A 23,136-nucleotide genomic window follows, 5' to 3' on the forward strand; every position below is an offset into this window, starting at 1 on the left:
TCACCAGGCCACATCGGCCGCATCGGCCGGCCGCGGATTGCGCCGTACCGCATCGATCCGGCCGTCGACTACCGTGACCACCCGAGTGGCGATCTGAGCGACGGACAGGTTGTGCGTGACCATGACGATCGTCAATCCGTCGTGGTTCAGCCGCTGGAGCAACTGCAGGATCTGACGTCCGGTCGCCAGATCGAGCGCCCCGGTCGGCTCGTCGGCAAGGAGCAGATCGGGGTCCGTCGCGAGCGCCCGCGCCAGCGCGACCCGCTGCTGCTGACCGCCCGACAGCTGCGCCGGGAAATGATCCATCCGATCCCCGAGACCGACCTCGCCGAGCAGGCCGGGCACACGCGCCTTGTCACCTCGCCCGGTCAGCTCGATGATCACCTCGACGTTCTCACGAGCCGTCAGCGTCGGGATCAGATTGAAGAACTGGAACACGAAGCCGACATGGTCGCGACGGAAGTCCGACAACCGCGCCGGGCTCCGCTGCGAGATCTCCTCGCCGGCCACGACCACCTCGCCCGATGTGGCCGACTCGATGCCGCCGACGATGTTGACCAAGGTCGTCTTGCCCGACCCGCTCGGCCCCGCTACGACGACGAGATCGCCCGGCTCGACGTCCACGTCGACACCGCGCAACGCATGCACCACGGCATCGCCACGGCCGTAGGTCTTCGTGACGCCACGCAGTCGCACCCCGGTCCGCGTCTCGACCAGCTTCGACATCTTCGTAGTCATGACACCTCCCCAGTGAACACACCTTCGGTGTAGGCGGTGACCACCTCGGCCGCCCATCGCCGCATCCCGTCCGGACTCAACGGGTCAACTCCCAGCACCGCCGTGAGTTGGTCGCGCAACAGCACCATCGCCAGATCGTTGACCGTCAGGAACGCGGCCCGTACGGCGACATCGCCCGACGCGCGCATCGCTCCCGCGGCCGTCAACTGCTCGATCATCACCACACCGGCGTCGAACAACTGCCGGAACAGGACCTGCCCGACCGGATCACCGTTCACCAGCAACCGCCGCAGGTACGCCGGGATCGGCGAACCCGACGGAACCGCAGTCAGCATCAACTCCGCGAAACTCGCCGACGACCCGCCCGAGAAGTCACCCGGATCGGCCGCCACCGCCGCGAACATCTCGTCGAAGACGCCCGCGACGTACTCGTCGACCACCTCGCGCAACCGCTGCTTCGAGCCGTAGTGATGCAGCACCAACGCATGCGAAACACCGGCCGCTGCCGCAATGTCCCGCACACTCACCGCATCTGCACCACGCTCCGCGAACAACTCCAGCGCCCGATCACGAATCCGCGCCCGCGCCGTAAGATCGTCAACTGACCGCATGGTCATCATACTAACCATCTGGTCAGCCGCTGACCAGACACTCTTGCGGGAGCGAAACGTTAGTGACTAACATTCAATAGTGACGTCACGCGCCGAGCGGACTCGGGACCGGTTGCTGACGGTCGCGCTGGAGTTGTTCGCCAAGCAGGGGTACGACGGGACCAGCGTCGGCGAGATCGCCACGCGTGCAGGAGTGACCGAGATGACCTTCTTCCGGCACTTTCCGACCAAGGCGAGTCTGCTGGTCGACGATCCGTACGATCCGTTGATCGGTGCAGCGATCAACCGGCAGCCACCCGGTCTCGACCCGATCAGCCGCGCGGTCAGGGGGATCCGCTCAGCATGGCGGGAAGTTCCGCCGCCTGCGGTCGAGGACGTGCGGGCACGGCTCCGCATCGTCGCCCGGACTCCGGCGCTGCGGGCGAGCATCGCCGGCGCGACAGCCGCGACCGAGGCAGTGATCACGGACGCCTTGGCCGGCGGCAAGGTCGGCAGGTACGCCGCACAGATCGCCGCGGGAGCGGTGATGGGCGCACTGAACACCGCGCTGCTCGAGTGGAGCCTCACCGACAGCGACGACCTCAGCGAGGCGATCGAGACCGCTCTGGGCGTGTTGGAGGACCGGCGTGGCTGAGCACGCGGTCGACGCCCGAGGACTGATCCGGACGTTCGACGACGGCACGGGAGTGCGGGGCGTCGACATCTGGGTCGCGCCGGGCGAGATCCACGCGCTCGTTGGACTGAACGGCGCCGGGAAGTCCACTCTGATGCGGCTCCTCCTCGGCATGCTCACGCCATCCGTCGGAACAGTCACGATCGCCGGCCAAGCTCCGGATCACGTCGACTGGACTGCGGTCGGGCACCTCGTCGACTACCCCCTGGCCTACCGGGAGCTGACCTGCCGGCAGAACCTCGCGCTAGGCGCCCGACTGCACGGTGTCCCACCCGCGATGATCCCGGGAATGGTCGCAGCCGCAATCGCCGAGCTCCGGCTCACGCAGTACGCCGATCGCCGCACCGTCAAATTGTCCCTCGGCAACAAGCAGCGCCTCGGTCTCGCCTCGGCACTGCAACACGACCCGCGCTTCATCGTGCTCGACGAACCCACCAACAGCCTCGACCCTTCCGGCGTGATCCTCCTCCGGGAGGCCCTGCTGCGCCGATCCGGTGATGGCGCCGCCGTGCTGGTCAGCAGCCACCACCTCGACGAGGTCGCCCGCATCGCCGGCCGGATCTCGGTCCTGAACGCCGGCCGGATCATCGGATCGCTTGATCCGCACGGAGTCGACATCGAGCGAGCCTTCTTCGACCTGGTGCACAGTGACGACGTGGCCGCATGATCATCGGGCTGGTCACCGAGTTCGCCAAACTCATCCACTCGACAGTGGTCCGGGTCACCACAGTCCTTGTGGTCCTCGGAATCTCGCTCATCTGCGCGGCGATGCTGTTCGCTGTCCACACCGACGACCCCCAACTGGCCGCCAAGCTCGGACCGCTCATCGACCCCGGCGGCTGGGCCGGCTACATCACCGTCGCCATCCAGGTGACCGGCGCCGCAGGATTCGTCGGGTACGGCGTCGTACTCAGCTGGCTGTTCAGCCGTGAATTCGCCGACGGCACCATCACCGGCCTGTTCGCCATCCCCGTCTCCCGGCCCACCATCGCAACCGCGAAGCTCATCGTCTACCTCGCCTGGGGACTCGTCACGGCGGCCGCCTTGCTGCTCGCCCTCGTCGCTCTCGGTTTCATCAGCGGACTCGGGAGCATCCCCGCCGACGTCGTACCGTCAATGGCCCGGCAGTTCGGCCTCTCCGTCTTCACCATCGTCCTCGCGACCCCCGCAGCGTGGGCGGCAACCCTCGGCCGCTCGGTGCTCGCCGGAATCGGAACCACGATCGGCATTCTCGTCCTCTCCCAGGTGAGCGTCATCGCCGGCAGCGGTGGCTGGTTCCCGTTCGCGGCACCCGCACTGTGGGCGATCAACAGCGATATCACCGTCACGCCCGTCCAGCTCGCGCTCGTGGCACCAGTCGTCGCACTCGCAGTCGCCCTGACCCTGCACGCCTGGCACCACCTCCAACTCGACCGGTAATCACCCTGAGGGCTTCCGGTCGCGAATCCGGCCTGCACCACGATCGCCAGCCAGGCGGCCTGCGCGGTGCCCTGGTGGTCAGCCAGTTGCCGATCGAGACGGAGACCGCGCCCAGCGACAGCGTCCAGTTTGGCTTAGATCGGACGCGCATTCGATCAAGAAGCCGGCCCCGACCGCATGACCGGGTCCGACCGACTCGATCTCCGAGGTCTGGGCCGGATCACGCGGCCGGCTTCCCGTCGAGTCCGTCCAGATCGATGCGAAGGCTGCGAAACCGGCTGCCGTGGAACACCAGTGGGTCGGCTTCAGCCTGCATGGTGAGCCGGTGAATGCGCAGCAGTATGACCGCGTGATCGCCTGCCGGGACACAGGTTTCGATTGATCCCTCGATCCACGAAGACGCACCGTCGATGAACAGCGCTCCGTCATCGCCCCGGTGGACGTCAGCGCCCGCAAATCTATCGCCAGCTCTGCTCCCAAACGCCCGTGCGGTCTCGTGTTGGGCGCTGGTCAGCAAACTCAGTCCCAGACGACCGGCCGTCGCAAGCCGCGGCCAGGTCGTGGAGGTGTCGTCGACGCAGAACGACACCAGCGGTGGCTTCAGCGACACGGGAACGAACGTGCTCACCGCCATTCCGTGGAAGACGCCGTCGATCTCGGCACACACGGCTACCACGCCGTTGGGAAAGCCGGCGAATGCGCGCCGAAGATCCACGCCGTCCTGGGGAACGTCGACAAGGTCACGCATGGCCGACCGATCCGATCTGCGGGAGGGCAGCCGACGGCAATCCCATCAGGACCGCGCCCGCGGCGTCGTACATCGCCGGCCCCAAGGATGCATGCTGCTTCGGCACCGACGCGTCGCCGAGCAGAAGCTGCAGCGGATGCTCACTGCCGATCGCCGCGGTACCAGAGATCTCGACCAACTGACCGACGACGCCGGACGCGACCTTGGCCAGGTGGGCTGCAGCCAACCGTAGATGAGCGTTCTGCTCGTCGGTCACCGGATCGCCCGCCAGAACGGTCTCCCACACCTCGTGCGTGATCTCGTAGAACCACGCTCGAGCCGAGCGAAGAGACGCCTCGGCGACCGCCACCTGAGCGCGATAGTAGGGCCGGTCCGCGAGCTTCGGCGCGCCGGTCACCCCGGCGTACCCCGCACCAGCCTCCTCGGCATAGTTCAGGGCCGCCCGCGCCACACCTGCGCTAACGACGGCGAGGACCTGGGCGAATTAAGCCAGCGCCGGATACCGGTACAGCGGTTCGTCCACGGTCGGCGTGCCACCTCGAACGAAGGTCCAGGCCCGCGGCACCTCGACATCGTGGACCACGAGATCGAAGGATCCGGTGCCCCGCATGCCGACAACGTCCCAATTCTGAATGATCTCAACCTGCTCGGGGCGCAGCAGAGCGATCCGCTGGGAGTCGCCGTCCGGAATGCCGACACCGACGATGTCGGCTCCCATGCAGCCGCTGGCAAACTTCCAACGGCCGTTAATCATGAAGCCGCGCTCGCCGGCCGGTGCCGGCTGGACCGGAAAGAACCCGCCCGCGAAGGTGATGTCCGGGCCATCGGCATACAGCTCCGCCTGCGTTTCCAATGGCAGCCCCGACAGGTAGACGCCACCTGAGCCGAAACTGGCTACCCAGCCGGTAGAACCATCCACCGTCGAGATCCGCTCGACCCGATCCAGGAACTCCGCAGGAGACAACGGCCGACCGCCGAACCTCGCCGGAGTCGACGCCCGAAACAGACCGACCTCCTTCAGACGCGCGATGAAGTCCTTGGGAACGTAACGCAATCGGCGAAACTCGTCCCGACGGTCAGCCACCTCCACCAACATGTTGTCGAAGGCCGCCGCCGTCTGGTCGGCGGTGCCCGACCTGCCGACCCCGGATTGCCTTGTACCGGTGCTCATCATGTTGTCCCGACTCCGTCCTCTGAGGTTCGCATTCGCAGGTTGTGACACCGCCGGCGGCGCAAAGTCGTCGGAGTTCGAGACCGCAGTCCTCCATGGCCGGGATGGCATGCGTTGTTCGTCCCGTACGACGAGTTTCGGCGCCGCCGATTGTCTGTATGCCGTCACGCACCAAGAGCACGGGATGCGATCGCGCCCGTGCGACTGCCGGCCAGTACAGGAAACAAAGGAGTCGTATGTCGAACCTCGAAGGCAAGTCCATCCTCGTCACCGGAGCCAATCGCGGCATCGGGCGGGCTTTGGTCGACGAAGCTCTGGAACGCGGAGCACGGAAGGTGTACGCCGGGACCCGGGTCGACCTTTCCCACTCGGACGAACGAGTGATCCCGGTCACCTTGGATGTGACGAACTCGGCGCAAATCGAGCGCGCCGTCGCAGGGATCGAATCCCTCGACGTGCTCATCAACAACGCCGGCATCGCGTTGTACGACGACCTGACCGATCGAGCCGTGCTCGAACGGCACCTCGCAGTGCACGTCCACGGCCCGAACGACCTCATCCAGGCATCCCTGCCGCTGCTCAGCCGCTCGAAAGGGGCCGTCGTCAACATCTTGTCAGTCAATGCACTCGCTCCGTTGCCGATGATTCCGTCCTACTCGATCTCCAAGGCCGCGGCGTTCAGCCTCACGCAGTCGCTGCGACTGCTGCTCGCACCACAAGGCGTCGCCGTACACGCCGTGCTCACCGGGCCGGTGGACACCGACATGTCCCGCGGACTCGACATCCCCAAAGACGCTCCCGAAACCGTCGCGAAAGCCGTCTTCGTCGGGGTAGCGCGCGGCGACGCCGAGATCTTCCCCGACGGTCTGTCCGCACTGCTGGCAGAGAGCTGGGCCGCCGGCGCATCGAAAGCACTCGAACGGCAGTACGCCGAAATGGTCGCGAAGGTCACCGCCGATGCACAGGCCTGACCCGGCCTCGCAATCGCGCCCCGCTTGGGCAATCCGGAGAAACGGAGAACGACAATGCTTCTGCAAGACAAAACCGCGGTCGTCTACGGCGCCACCGGTGCGGTCGGATCCGCTGTCGCCCGTACCTTTGCTCGTGAAGGTGCTCGGGTGTTCCTCACCGGCCGCGATCTGGCCAGACTCGACGCACTCGTGAAGGAGCTGTCCGCGGCCGGCGGCCAGGCGGAGACCGCCGAGGTCGACGCGCTCGACGCAGAATCCGTGGGCCGCCACCTCGACGCCGTCGAGGCGAAGAGCGGGACGGTCGATATCTCGTTCAACGCCATCGGCATCCCGCAAGAAGGCGTCCAGGGCATACCGATCACGGAGCTGTCCCTGGCCGGCTATCTGCATCCGATCACGACGTACACCCAGTCGCACTTCATCACCGCGAGCGCTGCCGCCCGCAAGATGATCGCGAGACGAGCCGGCGTGATCCTCATGCACACCGCCGAACCGGGCAAGGTCGGCGTACCGCTGCTCGGCGGAATGGGACCCGCGTGGGCGGCGCTCGAATCGTTCAACCGTGAGCTTTCAGCCGAATGCGCACGGTACGGCGTCCGGGCGGTCTGCCTGCGGACGACGGGCATGGAGGAGACCCCACTGATCGACGAGGTCTTCGGCATCCATGCCGAGGTGTACGGACAGACCAGGAAGGAGTTCGGCGACGCGATCGCGCAGCGGACGCACCGGCAGCGGCCGACGGCACTGACCGAGCTCGCCGAAGTGACGGCGTTCGTCGCCTCCGATCGTGCGGCCGCGATGACGGGCACCGTCGCGAACCTGACCGGGGGACTTCTCGTCGATTGACCCGGGCAACTGTCCGGGCAGGCTCGGCCGAGCCTGCCCGGACAGCCGGTATCCGAGCCTCGGCACACGGCCGACGACTTTCCGGCCCTTCGGTTGTCTATTCACCCGGCGGCTGTTCCAGGTCGCGGCCTACAACCGGAGGAGAGATCATGAGCGTGGTCGAACAGCACCCTCACCAGGATCGAGGGGTGACTCCCGATGCGTTCGCAGAGCTGACGGATCGCTACCGTCCTGAGCTACTCGCCTACTGCTATCGCATGCTCGGCTCGCTGCACGACTCCGAAGACGTTGTCCAGGACACCTATCTACGAGCCTGGCGGTACTTCGATCGGTTCGAGGGGCGCTCGTCCGTACGTCTGTGGCTGTACAGGATCGCGACGACGACCTGCCTGAACGCATTGCGCTCGAGGAAGAGGCGGCCGTTGCCCTCCGGCTTGTCCGCGCCGTCCGAGACCGGAGCGACGGCGCTCCCGGCGCCCGAGTCCGAGACTCCCTGGTTGCAGCCTGCTCCCGACAGCATCCTCTACGCGTCGGCAGCCGATCCTGGAGTCGTGGTACCGCTGCGGGACTCGGTCAGACTGGCCTTCGTGGCTGCTCTTCAACATCTGTCCGCCCGGCAGCGCGCAGTTCTCGTGCTCCGCGATGTGCTCGGCTGGAAAGCCAAGGAGGTCGCCCAGATCCTCGAGACCTCGACGACAGCGGTGAACAGCGCGCTGCAGCGCGCGCGGACTCAACTCTCGGCAGCCGGCCCGACCCAGGACCGACTCACCGAGCCGGCCGAGCCCGAGCTCCGAGCCTTGGTCACTCGTTATGTGACCGCGTTCGAACACGCGGACATCGCCGGTCTCGCGGACCTTCTGCGGGCGGATGTCGAACTGGAGATGCCGCCCATCGCCGTGTGGTTCACCGGGCGGGACGCGGTCTGCGAGTTTCTGGGGCGAGTCGTACTGCGGACGCCCGGACAGTGGCGAGCGATTCCTGCCCGAGCCAACGGAGACCCGGCGGTCGTCCTCTACGAGCGAACCCCCGATGGCGCCTATCGCGCGCAGAGCCTGGACATCCTCTCGCTGATCGGCGGCCGAATCGCTCGAATCGTGGCGTTCCTCGACCACCGTCTGATCGAGGCCTTTGGCTTCCCGAGCGAGATCGCAGCCTCCGACTTCCAGGGCGACGATTTTCCCGCGCCGATGGTGTCTACATAGCTGACCGACATCTACACCGAAGGAGCCGACATGCTAGAGCCGCAGACCGAAGCCGCGGCCGGCCCGGCCGGCGAGCGACGCGTCGACAAAGACCTGTTGCTGTCGGCACGGAGCGGCGACGGTCAAGCGTTCCGTGCTTTGGTCGAGCCCTACTGGCGTGAGTTGCAAGTGCATTGCTATCGCATTCTCGGCTCTGCACAAGATGCCGAGGATGCGATCCAGGAGACGTTGCTGGCTGCGTGGCGCGGAATCGACGGGTATGCGGGACGGGCGTCGTTCCGTGCCTGGCTCTACCGGATCGCGACCAATCGGTGCCTGAACATGCTGCGTGCCAACTCCCGGCGTCCGGACCAGGACGTGGCCTACCGATCGGAGATCCCGTTGCCGGAGCCATCACGCCACCGAGCGGAGCCCAGCTGGCTGGAGCCTTATCCCGATGCGCTGATCAGCGAGATCCACGACAGCGCGGCTGGACCGGAGGCACGATACGAGATCCGGGAGTCGGTGTCACTGGCGTTCATGGTGGCCCTTCAAGCACTCCCTCCGAAACAACGGGCCGTGCTTGTACTCCGGGACGTGCTGGGCTTTCGTGCCGCGGAGGTGGCTTTGATGCTCGCCTCCACAGAGACCGCCGTCGCCAGCGCGCTGAGCCGTGCGCGCGCGACGTTGTCCGAAGACCCGCCGACTCCTGACCGCGAGAATGCTCCGATGCCGGACTCCCCTCAAGAACGTCAGGTCGTGGAGACTTTCTCTCGCGCGTTCGAGGTCGGCGACGTGGAAGCGATCCTGTCGATCTTGACCGACGACGCGTGGCTCACCATGCCTCCGCTCCCGCTGGAGTACCAGGGGCTGGTCGCGATCGGGCACTTCCTCACGTCGATCGCGCTCCGAGGCGGTGCCCAGCACACGCTGATTCCGACCCGGGCCAACGGCCAGCCCGCGTTCGGGGTGTACCGGCGCGACCCGCGGACACCGATCCTGCACGCGCACGGGCTGCTGGTGCTCACTCTCACCGGTCATCGGATCTCCGCCGTGACCCGCTTCCACGACAACGCACTCCTCGCGCCGTTCGGTCTCCCGCGATCGCTCCGCGCCTGACTGCCGTAAACGCCTTCACACAAAGGAGAACATTCGATGACTGACAGGGCGAACCTGAAAGAGCTCGCCGAGACGCTACGCGGGCTCCATCACGGCGATCTGCTGGTGCTGCCCAACGTCTGGGACGCGGCCAGCGCGGCGATCGTTGCCGCCGCGGGGTTCCCTGCGGTGGCAACCGCGAGTGCCGCAATCTCGGCGGTGCTGGGCTATCCCGACGGTGAGGGCGCTCCCTGGGAGGACATGTTCTCGGCTGCCGAGCGCATCGCGCGGGCCGTAGAGGTGCCGATGACCGTAGATGCCGAAGCCGGCTACGGAATGCGCCCGCATGACGTGGTGGATCGGTTGCTGGCCATCGGAGCGGTCGGTTGCAACCTGGAAGACACCGATCACCACGCCGGCGGCCTGGCCGACGCGGACAAGCATGCTCGATGGCTCGCAGCGGTGCGCTCCGCGGCCGACCACGCCGGAATCCCGATCGTGATCAACGCCCGGGTCGACGTCTTCCTCCCACCGAACAGAGTGCCCGAGTCGGAACGAGTCACCGAGGTGCTCCGGCGGGGTCAGCTCTACCTGGAGGCCGGAGCTGACTGCATCTACCCGATCGGCATGCGCGACAAGGCGGACATCACCACCTTGGTCGACAAACTGCCCGGCCCGATCAATGGCAACACCACCGACGACCTCGGCCTCGCCGAGCTACGAGACCTCGGCGTCGCCCGCGTCTCCTACGGCCCCCGCTTCTACCGCGCGGCCCTGGCCGGATTCGAAGCCGCCGTCCAGAAACTGCAGGCGTGACCTGCATCCCGTATTCATAGACCCCCGAAAGGAAACTCTCATCATGTCGCTGCCAACCGTTGCGTCCCGCGAAGAATGGCTGACTGCCCGGCTCGAACTCCTCGAGCAGGAGAAGCAGGCCATGAAGGCACAGGACGCGGTTACCGCCCGCCGGCGGGAACTGCCGATGGTCAAGATCGACAAGGACTACGTCTTCGAAGGACCGAACGGCAAGGAACGTCTCGCCGATCTGTTCGGCGGCCGGGGCCAGCTCATCGTCTACCACTTCATGTGGCACAACTCCGCAGCCAGGGCCCGCGGCTCACAAGGTATGGATGAAGGCTGCGCGAGCTGTTCGTTCACGATCGACCATGTCGGCCGCCTGGACCACCTGCATGCGAGCGACACCACGTTCGTGCTCGTATCTCGGGCACCGCTGGACGAGATCCAGGCCTTCAAGAAGCGGATGGGCTGGACGGTCCCGTGGTACTCCTCGGCCGGCAGCGACTTCAACTTCGACTTCCACGTCACGAACGACGAGTCCGTCGCGCCGGTCGAGTTCAACTACAAGGACAAGGAGACGTTGCTGCGCAGCCCGAAGACCGCCTTCGTGGTGAACGGCGACGGCCAGGCCATCAGCGTCTTCGTACGCGACGAGGAGCAGGTTTTCCACACCTACTCCACCTACGGCCGCGGCACCGAATTCATGATGGGCACGTACCAGTTCCTCGACCTCACGCCGAAGCTCCGCCCGAACTACGTCAACCAGTGGCCGTACCACGACACCTACGGCACGGACGCAGAACACTCGCACCACCATCACCATTGAGCAGCCAGCGGACGACGAAAGACCGGGGCCCTCGAATGATCGAGTCGATGCCGCAGATGTGGATCCTTGTCCCCGTGCTGGCGATGATCGGCGCCTGGTTTCTCTACCAGGGCTTGCGACCTGGCTCGCATCGCGAAGCACCTGGCGTCACCGACCGGATCACACACTTCGCCCACGTACTGATGGCAGTCACGATGATCGCCATGCTGTGGCCGATGTGACGACCACCAAGTCACGACGAACCGCCCGCTGGTCAGCTCGTGACCGGCTCTCGAAGGAGGTGATCGTCATGGAGGCCATCCTCACCTGGTTCCCGTAAATCGACCGCGGACTGGTGGGGCCGCGCGACCTCGGCCCCACCAGCCGGCCACCGGAGCAAAGAGAGCCCGGCTGCGTTACAACGTGATCGCGGCGACGACCTTGGCCGGGTTCTGCAGGAACGGGGCTACCGCCTTGAGGACGTCAGCCGTTGGGATGCCGACTTCGGTCGAGCCCATGTAGACACCGCCTTCGGCTTTGAGGCCGAGAAGGTTGCCGACCACGGCGGCGTGCCGGGCCTCGACGCCGAAGATGCCGGCCGCGGCTTGCAGGATCATCTTGTTCTTCACGAACCCGGCCGCGCCCAGATAGGCGCCAACACCCTTGTTCTCGAAGATGTGCGCCGTGGTCAGGTAGCTCTTCCGACTCTCGAACGCCCCGCCGAAGTCGACCGCGGGCGCGCCGACCGGCGCACCCCCGAGCTTCTGGATGGTCGCCGTCACGGTCGCGACATGCGACGCCTCGTCGGCGCCGATCTGCATCAGGTATTTCTTCTCCGTGCCCTTCAGCAGGCCTGCCGCATTGCCCTGACGGTAGAACTCGGCCTCGAGGTATTCGAGGGTGAGTGCGTAGTTCAGGACCTCGATGTCGCTGTTGAAGTCCTTCGCACTCGCCAGCTCGAAACCATGGCTCAAGGCACCGAGTGCGGCACCGGGCGCCACCATGGAGGCGTTGCCGTGGATCAAATCACGAACGGTGTCAGTCATCAGCTCTCCTCCTTACTTCGCGATGAACGGCATGGCGGCCTTCAGTACCTGCGCCATCCCGAGATGGGCCTCGATCGGCGCCGGGAACGGGTTCCCGCCGGTGATCTGGGCGATGATGGCCGCGTGCCGTGACTCGACTCCGGCGATGGACGCCGCCGCGGCCAGGATGTGGCCATCCTTCACCAGCGGCACCTGGCCGTGGTACGCCTTCACACCGAGTTCCTCGAACGTGCCTGCGGTCTTCAGGAACGCGGCCCGGCTGGAGAACGTGCCGGCCGGGAACTTGACCTTCGGCGCCGCCACCGGCTTGCCACCCAGGTCCTGGATCGTGGTCTTCACCGCCGTGACGTGATTGGCCTCGTGCTGCTGGATCGGATCGATCAACTCCAGCTCACGACCCTTCAACAGCTTCGCCTTCAGGCCCGTCGTGTAGAACGCCGACTCCAGGTACTCCAGCGTCAACGCGTAGTTCAGGATGTCGAGGTCACTCTTCGCGGCTTCGGTCCCGAAACCACGATCGGCGTTGCCAAAGGCAACCGGATCACCTGGCCGGGTGGCGACGTACGTCAGACCGACCCCGACCAATGCTGCGTTGCGCAGGAAGCTCCGCCGGCTGTGCTCGTCGGCGAACTCGAGGACCGGACGGCCCCCGAAAATCTTGCTGAAACCCATGACTCTCCTCCTCAGGCAGCCGTCGCCTGGACGACGATGCGTTGGTAATGCGCAGTGATGGGATTGCAGGCGAACAAGGTGATGTCCTTCTCGCCTGGTCTGGTGGGCTGTTTCAGGACGAACTTCACGTACTGCGCCTGCGGGACGATCGTGACCTTGGTGACCTTGTACGTCGTCCGCGTAGCGCCGACGGTGGCGATGATCGGATCCCCCGGACGCAACCGGTCCAGGTACAGGAACGGCTTCTCGTGGGTACTGCGATGTCCGCTGATCACACTGTTGCCCGGACTACCCGGCAACGGGGTCCCCGGCCAATGACCCACGCCCTGCACCAGAGCTGCCTCGTCGACCCCGTTGTTCAACGGCTGATCGACCTTCAGCTTCGGGATCTCCAACCGCCCCAGCCTCAACTGCTCCCCCGCCTTGGCCTTGATCGCCTCGATCGGCACACCCTCCGCCGGATTGTCACCGGCCGCGAACTGAGGCTCCACGGGCTTGCCTGCCCGGATCTGATCGAGCATTCGGTTGACCAAGGCATCATCGTCCGTCGGTGCAGCCGATGGCTCCGCCGCCTTCGACACAGCAGGTGCGGGAACGCCGGCCGACTGTTTGCTGCCTTCCGGGCCGAACACAACGACGGCAACCGCCACCAACGCCGCGAAGACGACGCTCGCGGCAAGCCAGCGCCAGATCGGTTTCCAGGCCGTCATCCGGCCTCACCGACAGGCGTGGCGACGGGCTGGGCGTGATCTTCGAACTCCGGCACTGCCGATCATCTCCTCACGAGGAATCACTGCTCGGAGTTCGGAGAGCCCCGCGCCCCGGATGGGCCAGATCCCGAAATTCCTGGAGATCAAGCCCATCTGGGACGGGTGCCGTGCCGAAGTACCGATGTCAGCCGCGGAACGAAGCCGTCGGCGTACATCGGAAGAGAGATCTCGTGATGCCCAAGAACATCGTTCGCGCCGGCCTCGCCGCGTCTGCTCTGGCCCTCGTCCTCGCGACGGCGGCTTGCGGCAGCAACGACGACAACTCCAGCGGTACTCCGGCCACCAGCTCGTCCTCGTCCGCTCCGGCGGAGACTCCCAGCGCCTCTCCGTCCGCCTCGGTGGACAACATGTCCGGTCTCGTCGGCCCCGGCTGCACCGACTACGCCAAGGCCAACGCCACTGGCGCCGGCTCGATCGACGGCATGGCCGCGGCCCCGCTGGCGACCGCAGCTTCTGGAAACCCGCTGCTGAAGACCCTGGTCGCGGCCGTGTCCGGCAAGCTCAATCCCAAGGTCGACCTGGTCTCCACGCTCAACGGCGGCGAGTTCACCGTCTTCGCCCCCGTCGACACCGCGTTCGCGAAGATCCCCGCCGCTACCATCGCGACGCTGAAGACGAACGACGCGCTGCTCACCAAGATCCTCACCTACCACGTGGTCTCTGGCCAGCTCGACCCGACCGTAGTCGTCGGCAAGCACGCCACCGTGGAGAAGCAGGACCTCACCGTCACCGGCTCGGGCGACAGCCTCAAGGTCAACGGCGCCAACGTCATCTGCGGCGGCGTCAAGACCGCCAACGCCACCGTGTACCTGATCGACTCCGTGCTGATGCCGCCGACCGCCTGACCGAACGCACCAGCTGCACGAACCAGGACCGATGCCACCATTCGTTGCCGGTGGCATCGGCCCTGTCACCTCCGCCTGGTAGACCGGCCGCGCAACTGATGGCGTGTCTGAGCAGATCTGCGATTCGAGGTGTGTGCACCCATCCGTTCGGTCGGTGGTGCCGAATGTTGTTCATGTCAGTCATGGTGCGACGCAGGATTTGTGCCGGCTTGGGTGGGCTTGTGGCTGCGGGCGCCGGGCTTGGTGTTGGCGAGTTGGCCGCAGCGCTGGTCGGTGGCACCTCACCTGTGGTCGGGGTGGGAACGCAACTGATCGACCTCGCGCCGGGGCCCGCGAAGGACTGGGCAGTGAAGAACCTCGGGACCGCCGACAAGCCGATTCTCGTTGGTGGGGTCTTGTTCGCGGTGGCGGTCTTCGCCTTACTTACGGGGGCCGTCGGCGCGTCCCGGCCACGCGTGGCGGTGGTCCTCACCATCGGCCTGGGCCTGCTGGCCATCTTGGCCGCCGCCACAGGGCGCACGCTCGCAGCCAATCCCTTCACCCGGCTGCTGCCTGGTGTGGTGACCCTGCTCGTCGCCACGGGCGGCATCATCCTAGTCCTCAGAACCCTCGGTCGGCCGCCTTCAACTCAGACTGTCGAGCCCGAGGATCCGGTCGACGAGGCGCAGTCACAGAGCGAACCAGCTCCTGCGTACTGTGGCGACGATGTGCTGGCAACCGGCGTAGCGGGCTTCGATCGGCGGCGCTTCCTCACCACCGCCCTGTCGATCGGCGCAGCCGGCGCTGCCGGGCTGGCGGGGTCACGCCTGGTGCCTGGAGGAGTGGACGAGGCCACCCGCGCAGCGGTCAAGGTTCCAGTACCTGGGAGTCCGGCACAGGCGCTGCCTGCCGGAGTGTCGGGAGACGTCGCCGGCGTGAGCACGTTCTTCACCCCGAACAAGTCGTTCTACCGGGTCGACACGCTGCTGACGGTGCCGAAGGTCGATCCCCGGAACTGGGAGCTGCGCGTCCATGGCATGGTCGATCGCGAGCTCCGGCTGAGTCTTGCGGATCTGCTCGACCGGCACCTGATCGAGCGCGACATCACGCTGACCTGTGTCTCCAACGAGGTCGGCGGACCGTACGTCGGGAATGCCCGCTGGATCGGCGTACCCATCGCCGAGATTCTCCGCGAAGCCGGAGTACGGGCCGGTGCGGACGCGGTGAAGTCGACGAGCGTTGACGGGCTCACCATCGGCACACCGCTCACAGCGCTGACCGACGGGCGTGACGCGATGTTCGCAGTCGCGATGAACGGTGAGCCGTTGCCGTTCGTGCACGGATTCCCGGTGCGGATGGTGGTACCGGGACTGTACGGGTACGTGTCGGCAACGAAATGGATCGTCGACTTCGAGGTCACCCGGTTCGCCGATTTCAGCGCGTACTGGACCGATCGCGGTTGGGCTGTCGAGGCGCCGATCAAGACCGCGTCGCGGATCGACGTACCGAAGGGCTTCGCCACGATCAAGGCCGGGCCGGCGGTCGCGGCCGGCGTCGCATGGGCGCAGCGCCGCGGCATCTCCAAGGTCGAGGTACAGGTCGACGACGGACCCTGGCAACCGGCCAAGCTCGCGGCCGAGGACTCCATCGACACCTGGCGGCAGTGGAGATTCCGCTGGAACGCGACACCTGGCAACCACAAACTCACCGTCCGCGCGACGGATGCCGAGGGCAACTTGCAGACCGCCGATCGGGCCGCGCCACGACCGAACGGTTCCAGCGGCCTGCACAACACAGTGGTGATGGTCGAGTAGAACTCGGCCATCGGGGAACTGGAAGGACGTGCGCGGCGGGTCCCCCTTAGCGCAGGACGCCGAGAGTCTGACAAGGATTCGTCCTCTCGGCGTCCTGCTTTCAACATCCACGAACTGGACCGCAGCGCCGACCCATCCGGCCGGGACGCGGTTTCGAACCGTTTGCATGAGCTTCGATGTCGCGGCCGCCGGCGCGGCATTCGGGGACAAGCAGAAGAAGCGACCGCCACCCCGGCTGTGAGCCGGGATGGCGGTCGGTGTGGGTTCGATCAGTGGAACAAGCTGAGGAGGCTGTGCCCCCCAGTGGGCCGCCACCGCTCCAGCGGGAGCTGATCTCGACGTACGGGCCGATGACGATGTTCCGGCCCGAGTGATAGTCCATGATGCGAGTGCTCCGAGTGTGAGACGAACCGAAGCGCACCCGGGTCCGGCTGTCGGAGTCGTACCCGAGCTATGGAGTCGCGCCTCGCAAGAGCGGTTCCTCTCAGCAAGTACTTCGGAACACCGCGTGCCGCGGATGGGTCAACGGCGGCGTGGCTTCAACCGAGCAGGCGGCGGGCTTCGGATCGGCAGGTGGCCCACGCCTCGGAGTGGGGATCGATGAGCTCGTAGTGCCCGACCTTCTGGAGCTCGGTCAGCCGCACCTGGTCGCCCGCGTTGACGGCAGCGTCACGGTAGCGCCTGCTCTGCTCGATCGGAACCTCACTGTCTCGGGTCCCGTGGACCAAGGCCACGGGCACTCCGAGCGGCAGACGCTCGTACGGCGAGGCCAGGCTGTAGCGCGGCCGATCCTGATCGGGAGTCGCACCGAGGAACGCCTGCACAGCATCACCGCCGACCTGCTGCCGGTAGGCGTCGATCAGATCGAGCACGCCCGCCTGCGACACGGCGCCCCTGATCGGAACTCGCGGATCATCGCCTGGCGCTCCGGCAGGCATGCCCGCGCGGCCGGCCGCCCACACCGCCAGCTGCCCGCCCGCCGAGTGACCGACAGCAACAACCTTGCTCACATCGACTCGCGGCTGCCTCGCGAGCGCATCGATCGCAGCCGCGACATCCTCGAACGTCCGCGGCCATCCCCCGCCCTTCCCCACCCTCCGGTACTCGATCGCATAGCCGCCGATCCCCTCCTCCGCGAGATCCTGCGCGAGCGGTACTGCCAACTCCACCCCATAATCACGCATCCAGAACCCACCGTGAATCACTACCGCAACGGGCACCTTCCCACCGCCCGCCGGCAACCAAAGCATCGCCGTCTGGGCAGCGTCCGCTCCATACCGGATCTCCACCGGATCAGGACTCTTCGGTCCCACGGCCTTTCCGCACCCAGCGACACCGAGGACGCCGCCGACAGCGCTCGCGACAAGCAGCCCACGACGAGTGATCACGACAATCTCTTCGGAGCCGAAACACCGCCAGATCGGCCACAGCGTCAGCACCATTCTCCGATTCAGGTACGCCTGAAGACGGCAGCGAGGGCATCGAGCTTGCGTGGCAGGTCGTACTCCGCGCCGCCTTCATGACCGTTGTAGGTGAACACCTCGATCTCCGCAGGACCGGCGTACCGCTGGTACGCCGCGAAGACCGTGGACGGCGGGCAGACGTTGTCCATCAGGGCGACCGAGAACCAGCCAGGGCAGGTCGCGCGGGCCGCGAAGTTCACCGCGTCGAAGTACGACAGCGTCCCGATCGCGGTCTCGGTCGCGAACCGGTGTCCCTTCAGCCAGCGCGCGATCTCGGCGTACGGGCCGTTGTCGGTGATCTGCGACGCCCGTCGGTAGTGACACAGGAACGGTACGTCGGCGATCGCGGCCGACAGGTCGTCGCGTAGTCCGGCAACCGCGAGCGCGAGCCCGCCACCTTGACTACCGCCGACCACGGCGACCCGATCACTGTCGATGTCGGGACTGCTTTTCGCCGCGTCGACCGCGCGGGCGGCGTCCGTGATCAGTCGGCGGTAGTAGTGCTTGGCCGGGTCCTCGATACCTCTGGTGAGGAAGCCGGGTGACGACGAGCCGTGCCCGTCCGGCGCGATGTCCGGGGTGTCCGCGACTGTCTTGCCGCCACCACCTTGGCCGCGGTTGTCCATCACCAGGTGTGCGTAGCCGGCCGCGCTCCAGGTCAGCCACTCGTACGGAATGCCACGGCCGCCGTTGTAGCCGATGTACTGGACGACCGCAGGGAGCGGACCGGTGCGACGGCGCGGGAGGAGCAGCCACGCTTTCACCGGTTGGCCGTTCCACCCGCTGAACGTGACGTCCTGGACCTCGACGGTCGCCAGGCGTGCGTCGTACGGCTCGAACCTCGCGTCGATCGGATGGCCGGTCGCGTCGTCGAGTGTCTGCTTCCAGAACGCGTCGAAGTCCGCGGGCTCCTCCGGCTCCGGCCTGTACTCGCGCAGTCGGTCCAAGGGCATGTCGACCAGCATTCGGAGTCCTCTCAGTGGAAGGTGGCGGTGGCTGTGTTGCCGTGGCGATTGGTGGTGTCGACGACGACGCGCCAACCGCGACCGCGTCGGCTGACCGCCACTCCGTCGTCGGCGGCGACCAGGGTCAGGCCGGGCTTGTCGAGGTCGACGGTGACGGACGCACGGGTCTGCGTCGGGTCCGAGATCGCGATCGTCCCGCCCGCGAGCACGACGGACGCCGGCCCGTCACTGGTGAGCTCGGCGACGGTCCCCCCGGCCCAGAAGTTCGCCGCGAGCACGCTCCGCAGGCGAACTGCATGCGCCGTACTGTCGCCCCGCAGCTTGCAGACAGGCAGCTTGCCGGCGAATGTCTTCGTCTGCTCGAGCGTCGCGGTCGGCAGCTGCACGTAGTAGTAACCCTGCCCGATCGGCGCCGTCCCATGGGCATACCAGACTGTCTGGTATGGCCGGGTGACCGCATCGTCGGTGCCGTACTTCAGGTTGATCTCGCGCCAGGTCGCCGTCCGGTTCTCCCGCAGCGTCTGCACCGGCGTGCGGTCCGGAAACACATACCCACCGGTGCCCTCGAGATGACACCAGCCCGGCGCGGCGGTGAAGGTCTCGTCTCCGGTCCGCAGTTTGCGATTCTCGATGATCGTCTCGACCGTACCCTCGCCGGTGATGTCAGAGCCGAGACAAACCATTACGTCGTCGACCAGGAGCCAGCTCTTCAACGCCCGCAGATTCGTCCCGTACCCGCGCAGATCCATGCCATAGGCACCGATCGTTCGCCCGGGCACGGACGCGCCGCCGACGCAGTCAGCCTCGCTGGTACTGCGGAATCCGTACGAATCATCCAGCCGCCGGGTGTCGACCGTTGTCCCTGGCAACCGATAGGGGTCGACCGTCGGCCAGTAGTCGCCGGAGTAGTGACCGAGGTCGTCGTCGTACACCAGCACCATCCCGTCGGACAGGTGCCAGCCGTGCAGGTTCTCGGTCTGGATCGACTCGTAGTTGTAGATCCGCGACGAGTAGGCACTCAGGCCGATCGTGAATGCCGGGCGGTGGTGCGCGACCTTGTCCATCCGCGGGTACTGCTTATGGGCGACGAGCGGCCCGCGCGCCGACGTGGTCGAGCTCAGCACGTTCCGCGCTGCCACGATCGAGGCCGGATCGGTAACGGTCAGAAAGTCGCGGAACGTGTCCTCGGTGATCCATTGCTTGACCAACGCGGTGAGCTGCGTGGCGCGGTCGGCCGGCGCGGCCGGGATGAGTCGCAGCGTGCCCTCGATGATCGTCTGCGTGGGTGCGTGGTCCTGCTTGCTGGGTCGAGCGATCTCGCGGCCGCAGACCGAGCCCATCAGGTCGCCGCGGACCATCAATGGATCGAACGCGTCGTCGATCCAGCGATAGATGTTCTCCAGGTCCGGGTCGTTGACGGTCCACTGCGTACCGCCGAGCAAGTACAGCAAACCCGAAAGTGTGCCGAGCAGTTCCTTGCCGTAGCCGCCGTTGTACGGATGCTTGTAGTGCTGCAGGAACGACCCGTCGCTGTAGAAGCCTTCGCCTGTACCGTCGACCCGGCCGGGTGCGTCGTTGAACGCGAGCACGCTGTTCGCACCATCGCCCTCGACATCGCTGATCGCATCACGAACGCGGACCAGTGCGGCCGTGTCGCCGTCGAGGACAGCGCGGATCGCGACCACGGTGGCAATCCAGACCCGGTTCGCGCCGGTCGCGATCTGCCGGTCGGCCCGCCAGAGATTCGGATCGGGCGTGTAGTAGTTGATCGCCTGGGTGTAGGTCGCCCGCATGTCGGCCGGGATCGCGTCGTACAGCAGGACGAGCGTGTCGGCGAACGCGGAGGCGCCGCCGATCTCCCAGTCGTAGTCGTTGTCGTACCGCGGGAGGGTCGGGCTGTACCGGTTGGTGTGCATCCAGTCGAGGGCGCCCCGGATGTCGTCGGCGACCGACTCGTTGCCTTGGTACGCCGAGCCGTTCGTGGCCCAGGCGACGGCGAGCTGCTTGATCCGGCGGAAGTTTGAGGCGACATGGTTGGACAGCGTCGTACTCGCGAGGTCCGGCCAGAGCGTGGTGCGGTTGGCTGAGCGGTCGAGGGTGCCGAGGGCGGACTGGGCGAGCTTGTCGACGCGGGCGATCGCGACGGCGAGATCCGGGTCGGCGGGGTCGACGGTCGGGCCGCCGGTGAGGAGCGTTTGCCAGCGGAGGCGGAGCTCGTCGGTCGACGTGTCCGCCCAGGATGGGGTTGACAGGGCGCGCATTGCGGTGCCGCCGAGCATGCCGCCGAGGACGGTTCGCCGGCGGAGAGTGAGGTCGGGCATGGGGATCCTCTCGAAAGAGTCAGCACGAATCAGAGAGACAGGGCGATCGCCTGCGCGCCGGCGGGGTTCGGGTGCAGTCCATCGCCGCTGTTGAAGGCCGGCCGGAGCTGAGCCGGGTCGGTGGGGTCCCGCAGTACGGCGTCGATGTCGAGGACGCGGTCGAAGAGACGGCGTTGACGGAGTACGGCGTTCACCTGGTGACGGATCTGGTCGAGCTCGGCGGTGTAGCGGATCCAGCCCTTGAACGGGCCGATGGTCGCGCCGATCACGTCGAGGTCGTGGCCGTGCGCGCGTCGTACCAACTGCTCGTATCCCTGCAGCAGACGTTGCGGATCTGTCTGGCTCGGCGGTTGCTGCAGGTCGTTGATTCCGAGGAACACCACGAGCGTTCGAATGCCCGGCAGGCTCAGCACGTCCCGGTCGAACCGCGCCTGCCCACTCGGCCCGAACCGGGCGTCGTCCAGTAGCAGCCGATTCCCACTGATTCCGAGATTGGCGACCGCGGGCCGTCGCCTGAAGCGTGCCGCATACAGATCCGGCCACCGCAGGTTGGCGTCGTCCGGCGTGCCGACTCCTTCGGTGATCGAGTCCCCGAGGACAGCCATCGATGGTCGCTCCGTCAGAACGTCCACACCATTCAGCAGAAACACCGACTTCGTCGGCCGCTCGCCGATGAATCCCGTCGCGTGCACATTCCGGTGAAAGCTGACCGGGCCGGTGGGCCCAGGCAAGTACGTGCTGACCACCAGGTCATCACCGTCCGGCACAACCAAATCCACTGGGTCGCTGATCGCAGTCGCGCCGGCGGCCAGCACGACTTCCTGAGCCCCACCGAACAGCACCGGCTTCGCGTTGGCCGTCACCGGCCCGATCACAATCGGCGCAGTACCGAACGGGTTAGCAAACCGGAGTCGAACAGGGCCGCCTGCGGACAGCCTGATCGTGTTCCGGATCGTGACGTTGGTGAACCCAGTGATCGCGTCGGTGTCCGCCGGAGTCGGAGCGGTCTGGGCTGTCGCCCAGCTGGCTACCCATCGACGTCGCGTGCTGGGGGACGCGTGCGCAACGGGTTGGACAGCGGCTCCGAGGACACCGCCAGCGGCACCGCCGAGGAGCACTCGGCGGGATGGTCTGTTCATCAGCAGGCTGCGGTGGGGTCGAAGTCGGCGCCGTACGTTCCGACCGAGTTTCCGCCGCTGTTTCCGGACATGGTGTTTCCGCAGACCTGACCTTGCGGACTGCGCATGAACTTGATTCCGCCGGAGGCATTGGTCGTGATGGTGTTTCCGTAGATGTTGTTGCTGATGCCATCGGTCTCGGTGTCACCGCCGAGCCGGACGCCGGCGCCGGCGTTGTCATGGATCGTGTTGTTCCGGAACGTGTTTCCGCTCCCCCGTGCGTCCAGGCCGCCCGAACTCGGGTCCTTCTGCTGGCTGCAGTCGTTGTGCTCGACGACGTTCGCTGTCGAGTTCTCCTTCACGTCCACGCATTCGTTGCCGTACGTCGCGATCGTGTTGTCGTGGATGTGGTTGTTCCGGCTGCGATCCGCTTGGTCGTCCGGCGCGCCGTTCTGGCCCTGCTGTTCCGGCGCGGTGCCGAGGTAGATTCCCTCGCTGTTCTTCCCGCCGCCGTCGAAGGTGAAGTCGTACACCCCGCACGGCCCGATGGTGTTGTCGTGGACGTCGGCGTTGGTGATCAGATACCTGAGCCGCAGACACTCGCCGCCGGCGTTCTTCAGCTTCATGTTCCGGATTGTCAGCGTGCCGACGCCGTCACCAGGCGACGTGCTCATCACGTACACCAGCTTGTCCCGGTACCCGGACGCGCTGGACGACGAACCGAACAGCCCGTCGATCGTGAACCCGTCCAGCGTCGTCCCGTCGTGCTGGATCTGGAAGATCCGCGAGTTGCCCGCGCCCTTCACCACAGCGGTCGACGGACCGGTGATCGTCACCCCGGATCGGGTCGTCACCGCATCCTGGAGATAGATGCCGGAGGCAAGGTGTACGGTCGCTCCGCGCGGTGCTGTGTCGAGTGCCTTCTGGATGGTCGCGAACGGCGTACCGGACGACGTACCGGAGTTCGCGTCGCTGCCGGACGGGGAGACGTAATAGTCGGACGCGGCGTGCGCCGGTACTGCGGGCAACGCCAGCGCGAGGCCGGCGAACAGAATCGGAACGGCTCTGAACATGGTGGTCCTCC

24 protein-coding genes and 1 pseudogene are annotated in these 23,136 nt (G+C 66.4%); 12 read left to right on the forward strand and 13 right to left on the reverse strand.

The genetic code is table 11. The features are described 5' to 3' along the window. Nucleotides 1–738 carry an ABC transporter ATP-binding protein gene (locus tag OHA18_RS42330; RefSeq protein WP_329001064.1) on the reverse strand — a complete coding sequence of 246 codons (738 nt, stop codon included), beginning with the start codon at nt 736–738 and terminating at the stop codon, nt 1–3. Continuing rightward, entirely contained in the window at nt 735–1,349 is a 615-nt protein-coding gene (locus OHA18_RS42335) for a TetR/AcrR family transcriptional regulator (protein WP_329001065.1), read from the reverse strand. Before OHA18_RS42335 ends, OHA18_RS42330 begins: the two co-directional genes overlap by 4 nt. A gap of 79 nt (nt 1,350–1,428) precedes the next feature. Between OHA18_RS42335 and OHA18_RS42340 the strand changes: the two genes are divergently transcribed. From OHA18_RS42340 to OHA18_RS42350, 3 genes are read left to right on the forward strand one after another with little or no spacing between them, the layout of a single operon-like run. After that, the gene (locus OHA18_RS42340) at nt 1,429–1,983 is read left to right on the forward strand and encodes a TetR/AcrR family transcriptional regulator (protein ID WP_329001066.1); all 555 of its coding nucleotides are present in this window, start codon (nt 1,429–1,431) and stop codon (nt 1,981–1,983) included. Continuing rightward, a complete protein-coding gene (locus OHA18_RS42345; RefSeq protein WP_329001067.1) occupies nt 1,976–2,689 on the forward strand; it encodes an ABC transporter ATP-binding protein in 714 nt (237 codons plus the stop codon). Before OHA18_RS42340 ends, OHA18_RS42345 begins: the two co-directional genes overlap by 8 nt. Then, a complete protein-coding gene (locus OHA18_RS42350) occupies nt 2,686–3,441 on the forward strand; it encodes an ABC transporter permease (RefSeq protein WP_329001068.1) in 756 nt (251 codons plus the stop codon). The genes OHA18_RS42345 and OHA18_RS42350 overlap by 4 nt, the downstream gene beginning before the upstream one ends. 220 nt (nt 3,442–3,661) lie before the next feature. Here OHA18_RS42350 and OHA18_RS42355 read toward each other — a convergent pair whose 3' ends face one another. The 3 genes and pseudogenes from OHA18_RS42355 to OHA18_RS42365 form a co-directional block, all read right to left on the reverse strand. Beyond that, nucleotides 3,662–4,189 carry a flavin reductase family protein gene (locus OHA18_RS42355; protein WP_329001069.1) on the reverse strand — a complete coding sequence of 176 codons (528 nt, stop codon included), beginning with the start codon at nt 4,187–4,189 and terminating at the stop codon, nt 3,662–3,664. Then, nucleotides 4,182–4,649: pseudogene (locus OHA18_RS42360) on the reverse strand (hypothetical protein); the annotation flags it as partial. The pseudogene OHA18_RS42360 and the gene OHA18_RS42355, both read right to left, overlap by 8 nt. A 24-nt stretch (nt 4,650–4,673) precedes the next feature. Next, nucleotides 4,674–5,360 carry an acyl-CoA dehydrogenase family protein gene (locus OHA18_RS42365; RefSeq protein WP_329001070.1) on the reverse strand — a complete coding sequence of 229 codons (687 nt, stop codon included), beginning with the start codon at nt 5,358–5,360 and terminating at the stop codon, nt 4,674–4,676. A gap of 236 nt (nt 5,361–5,596) precedes the next feature. Between OHA18_RS42365 and OHA18_RS42370 the strand changes: the two genes are divergently transcribed. The 7 genes from OHA18_RS42370 to OHA18_RS42400 all read left to right on the forward strand — a co-directional run bounded on the left by OHA18_RS42370 (nt 5,597) and on the right by OHA18_RS42400 (nt 11,301). Beyond that, nucleotides 5,597–6,331, forward strand: a complete 735-nt coding sequence (locus OHA18_RS42370) for an SDR family NAD(P)-dependent oxidoreductase (RefSeq protein WP_329001071.1) — start codon at nt 5,597–5,599, stop codon at nt 6,329–6,331. A gap of 54 nt (nt 6,332–6,385) precedes the next feature. Then, complete coding sequence (locus OHA18_RS42375) at nt 6,386–7,177, forward strand: SDR family NAD(P)-dependent oxidoreductase (protein ID WP_329001072.1); 792 nt, start codon at nt 6,386–6,388, stop codon at nt 7,175–7,177. Nucleotides 7,178–7,326: 149 nt separating this feature from the next. Continuing rightward, nucleotides 7,327–8,379: a sigma-70 family RNA polymerase sigma factor gene (locus OHA18_RS42380; RefSeq protein ID WP_329001073.1), complete on the forward strand. Its 1,053-nt coding sequence runs from the start codon at nt 7,327–7,329 to the stop codon at nt 8,377–8,379. 30 nt (nt 8,380–8,409) lie between these two features. Then, the gene (locus OHA18_RS42385; protein ID WP_329001074.1) at nt 8,410–9,477 is read left to right on the forward strand and encodes a sigma-70 family RNA polymerase sigma factor; all 1,068 of its coding nucleotides are present in this window, start codon (nt 8,410–8,412) and stop codon (nt 9,475–9,477) included. 36 nt (nt 9,478–9,513) lie between these two features. Then, nucleotides 9,514–10,272: an isocitrate lyase/PEP mutase family protein gene (locus OHA18_RS42390; protein ID WP_329001075.1), complete on the forward strand. Its 759-nt coding sequence runs from the start codon at nt 9,514–9,516 to the stop codon at nt 10,270–10,272. A 43-nt stretch (nt 10,273–10,315) separates the two neighbouring features. Continuing rightward, nucleotides 10,316–11,080 (forward strand): DUF899 domain-containing protein, encoded by a 765-nt coding sequence (locus OHA18_RS42395; protein WP_329001076.1) that lies wholly within the window; start codon nt 10,316–10,318, stop codon nt 11,078–11,080. 47 nt (nt 11,081–11,127) lie between these two features. Beyond that, on the forward strand, nt 11,128–11,301 hold the full coding sequence (locus tag OHA18_RS42400; RefSeq protein WP_329001077.1) for a hypothetical protein: 174 nt from the start codon (nt 11,128–11,130) through the stop codon (nt 11,299–11,301). Nucleotides 11,302–11,475: 174 nt separating this feature from the next. Here the strand turns inward: OHA18_RS42400 and OHA18_RS42405 are convergent, their stop codons facing one another. Genes OHA18_RS42405 through OHA18_RS42415 form a run of 3 tightly spaced genes read right to left on the reverse strand, consistent with a single transcriptional unit; the run spans nt 11,476 to nt 13,487 of the window. Next, on the reverse strand, nt 11,476–12,105 hold the full coding sequence (locus tag OHA18_RS42405) for a ferritin-like domain-containing protein (RefSeq protein ID WP_329001078.1): 630 nt from the start codon (nt 12,103–12,105) through the stop codon (nt 11,476–11,478). 12 nt (nt 12,106–12,117) lie between these two features. Further along, the gene (locus OHA18_RS42410; RefSeq protein ID WP_329001079.1) at nt 12,118–12,777 is read right to left on the reverse strand and encodes a ferritin-like domain-containing protein; all 660 of its coding nucleotides are present in this window, start codon (nt 12,775–12,777) and stop codon (nt 12,118–12,120) included. Nucleotides 12,778–12,788: 11 nt separating this feature from the next. Next, the gene (locus OHA18_RS42415; protein WP_329001080.1) at nt 12,789–13,487 is read right to left on the reverse strand and encodes a class E sortase; all 699 of its coding nucleotides are present in this window, start codon (nt 13,485–13,487) and stop codon (nt 12,789–12,791) included. Nucleotides 13,488–13,720: 233 nt separating this feature from the next. Between OHA18_RS42415 and OHA18_RS42420 the strand changes: the two genes are divergently transcribed. Together OHA18_RS42420 and OHA18_RS42425 are read left to right on the forward strand one after the other, a co-directional pair. Beyond that, nucleotides 13,721–14,392: a fasciclin domain-containing protein gene (locus OHA18_RS42420; protein ID WP_329001081.1), complete on the forward strand. Its 672-nt coding sequence runs from the start codon at nt 13,721–13,723 to the stop codon at nt 14,390–14,392. Between the two features lie 221 nt (nt 14,393–14,613). Continuing rightward, nucleotides 14,614–16,185, forward strand: coding sequence for a molybdopterin-dependent oxidoreductase (locus OHA18_RS42425; protein ID WP_329001082.1), 1,572 nt, complete (start codon nt 14,614–14,616; stop codon nt 16,183–16,185). Between the two features lie 539 nt (nt 16,186–16,724). On the opposite strand, the gene OHA18_RS42430 is transcribed toward OHA18_RS42425, so the two are convergent. From OHA18_RS42430 to OHA18_RS42450, 5 genes are all read right to left on the reverse strand, one after another. Next, complete coding sequence (locus OHA18_RS42430; protein WP_329001083.1) at nt 16,725–17,627, reverse strand: alpha/beta hydrolase family protein; 903 nt, start codon at nt 17,625–17,627, stop codon at nt 16,725–16,727. 8 nt (nt 17,628–17,635) lie between these two features. Continuing rightward, nucleotides 17,636–18,601 carry an acetylxylan esterase gene (locus OHA18_RS42435; RefSeq protein WP_329001084.1) on the reverse strand — a complete coding sequence of 322 codons (966 nt, stop codon included), beginning with the start codon at nt 18,599–18,601 and terminating at the stop codon, nt 17,636–17,638. A gap of 23 nt (nt 18,602–18,624) precedes the next feature. Continuing rightward, the gene (locus OHA18_RS42440; RefSeq protein ID WP_329001085.1) at nt 18,625–20,934 is read right to left on the reverse strand and encodes a polysaccharide lyase 8 family protein; all 2,310 of its coding nucleotides are present in this window, start codon (nt 20,932–20,934) and stop codon (nt 18,625–18,627) included. Between the two features lie 29 nt (nt 20,935–20,963). Further along, complete coding sequence (locus OHA18_RS42445) at nt 20,964–21,797, reverse strand: SGNH/GDSL hydrolase family protein (protein WP_329001086.1); 834 nt, start codon at nt 21,795–21,797, stop codon at nt 20,964–20,966. A 275-nt stretch (nt 21,798–22,072) separates the two neighbouring features. Then, complete coding sequence (locus OHA18_RS42450) at nt 22,073–23,125, reverse strand: right-handed parallel beta-helix repeat-containing protein (RefSeq protein ID WP_329001087.1); 1,053 nt, start codon at nt 23,123–23,125, stop codon at nt 22,073–22,075. Nucleotides 23,126–23,136: the final 11 nt, after the last annotated feature.

The organism is Kribbella sp. NBC_00709 (assembly GCF_036226565.1).
GTDB lineage: Bacteria > Actinomycetota > Actinomycetes > Propionibacteriales > Kribbellaceae > Kribbella.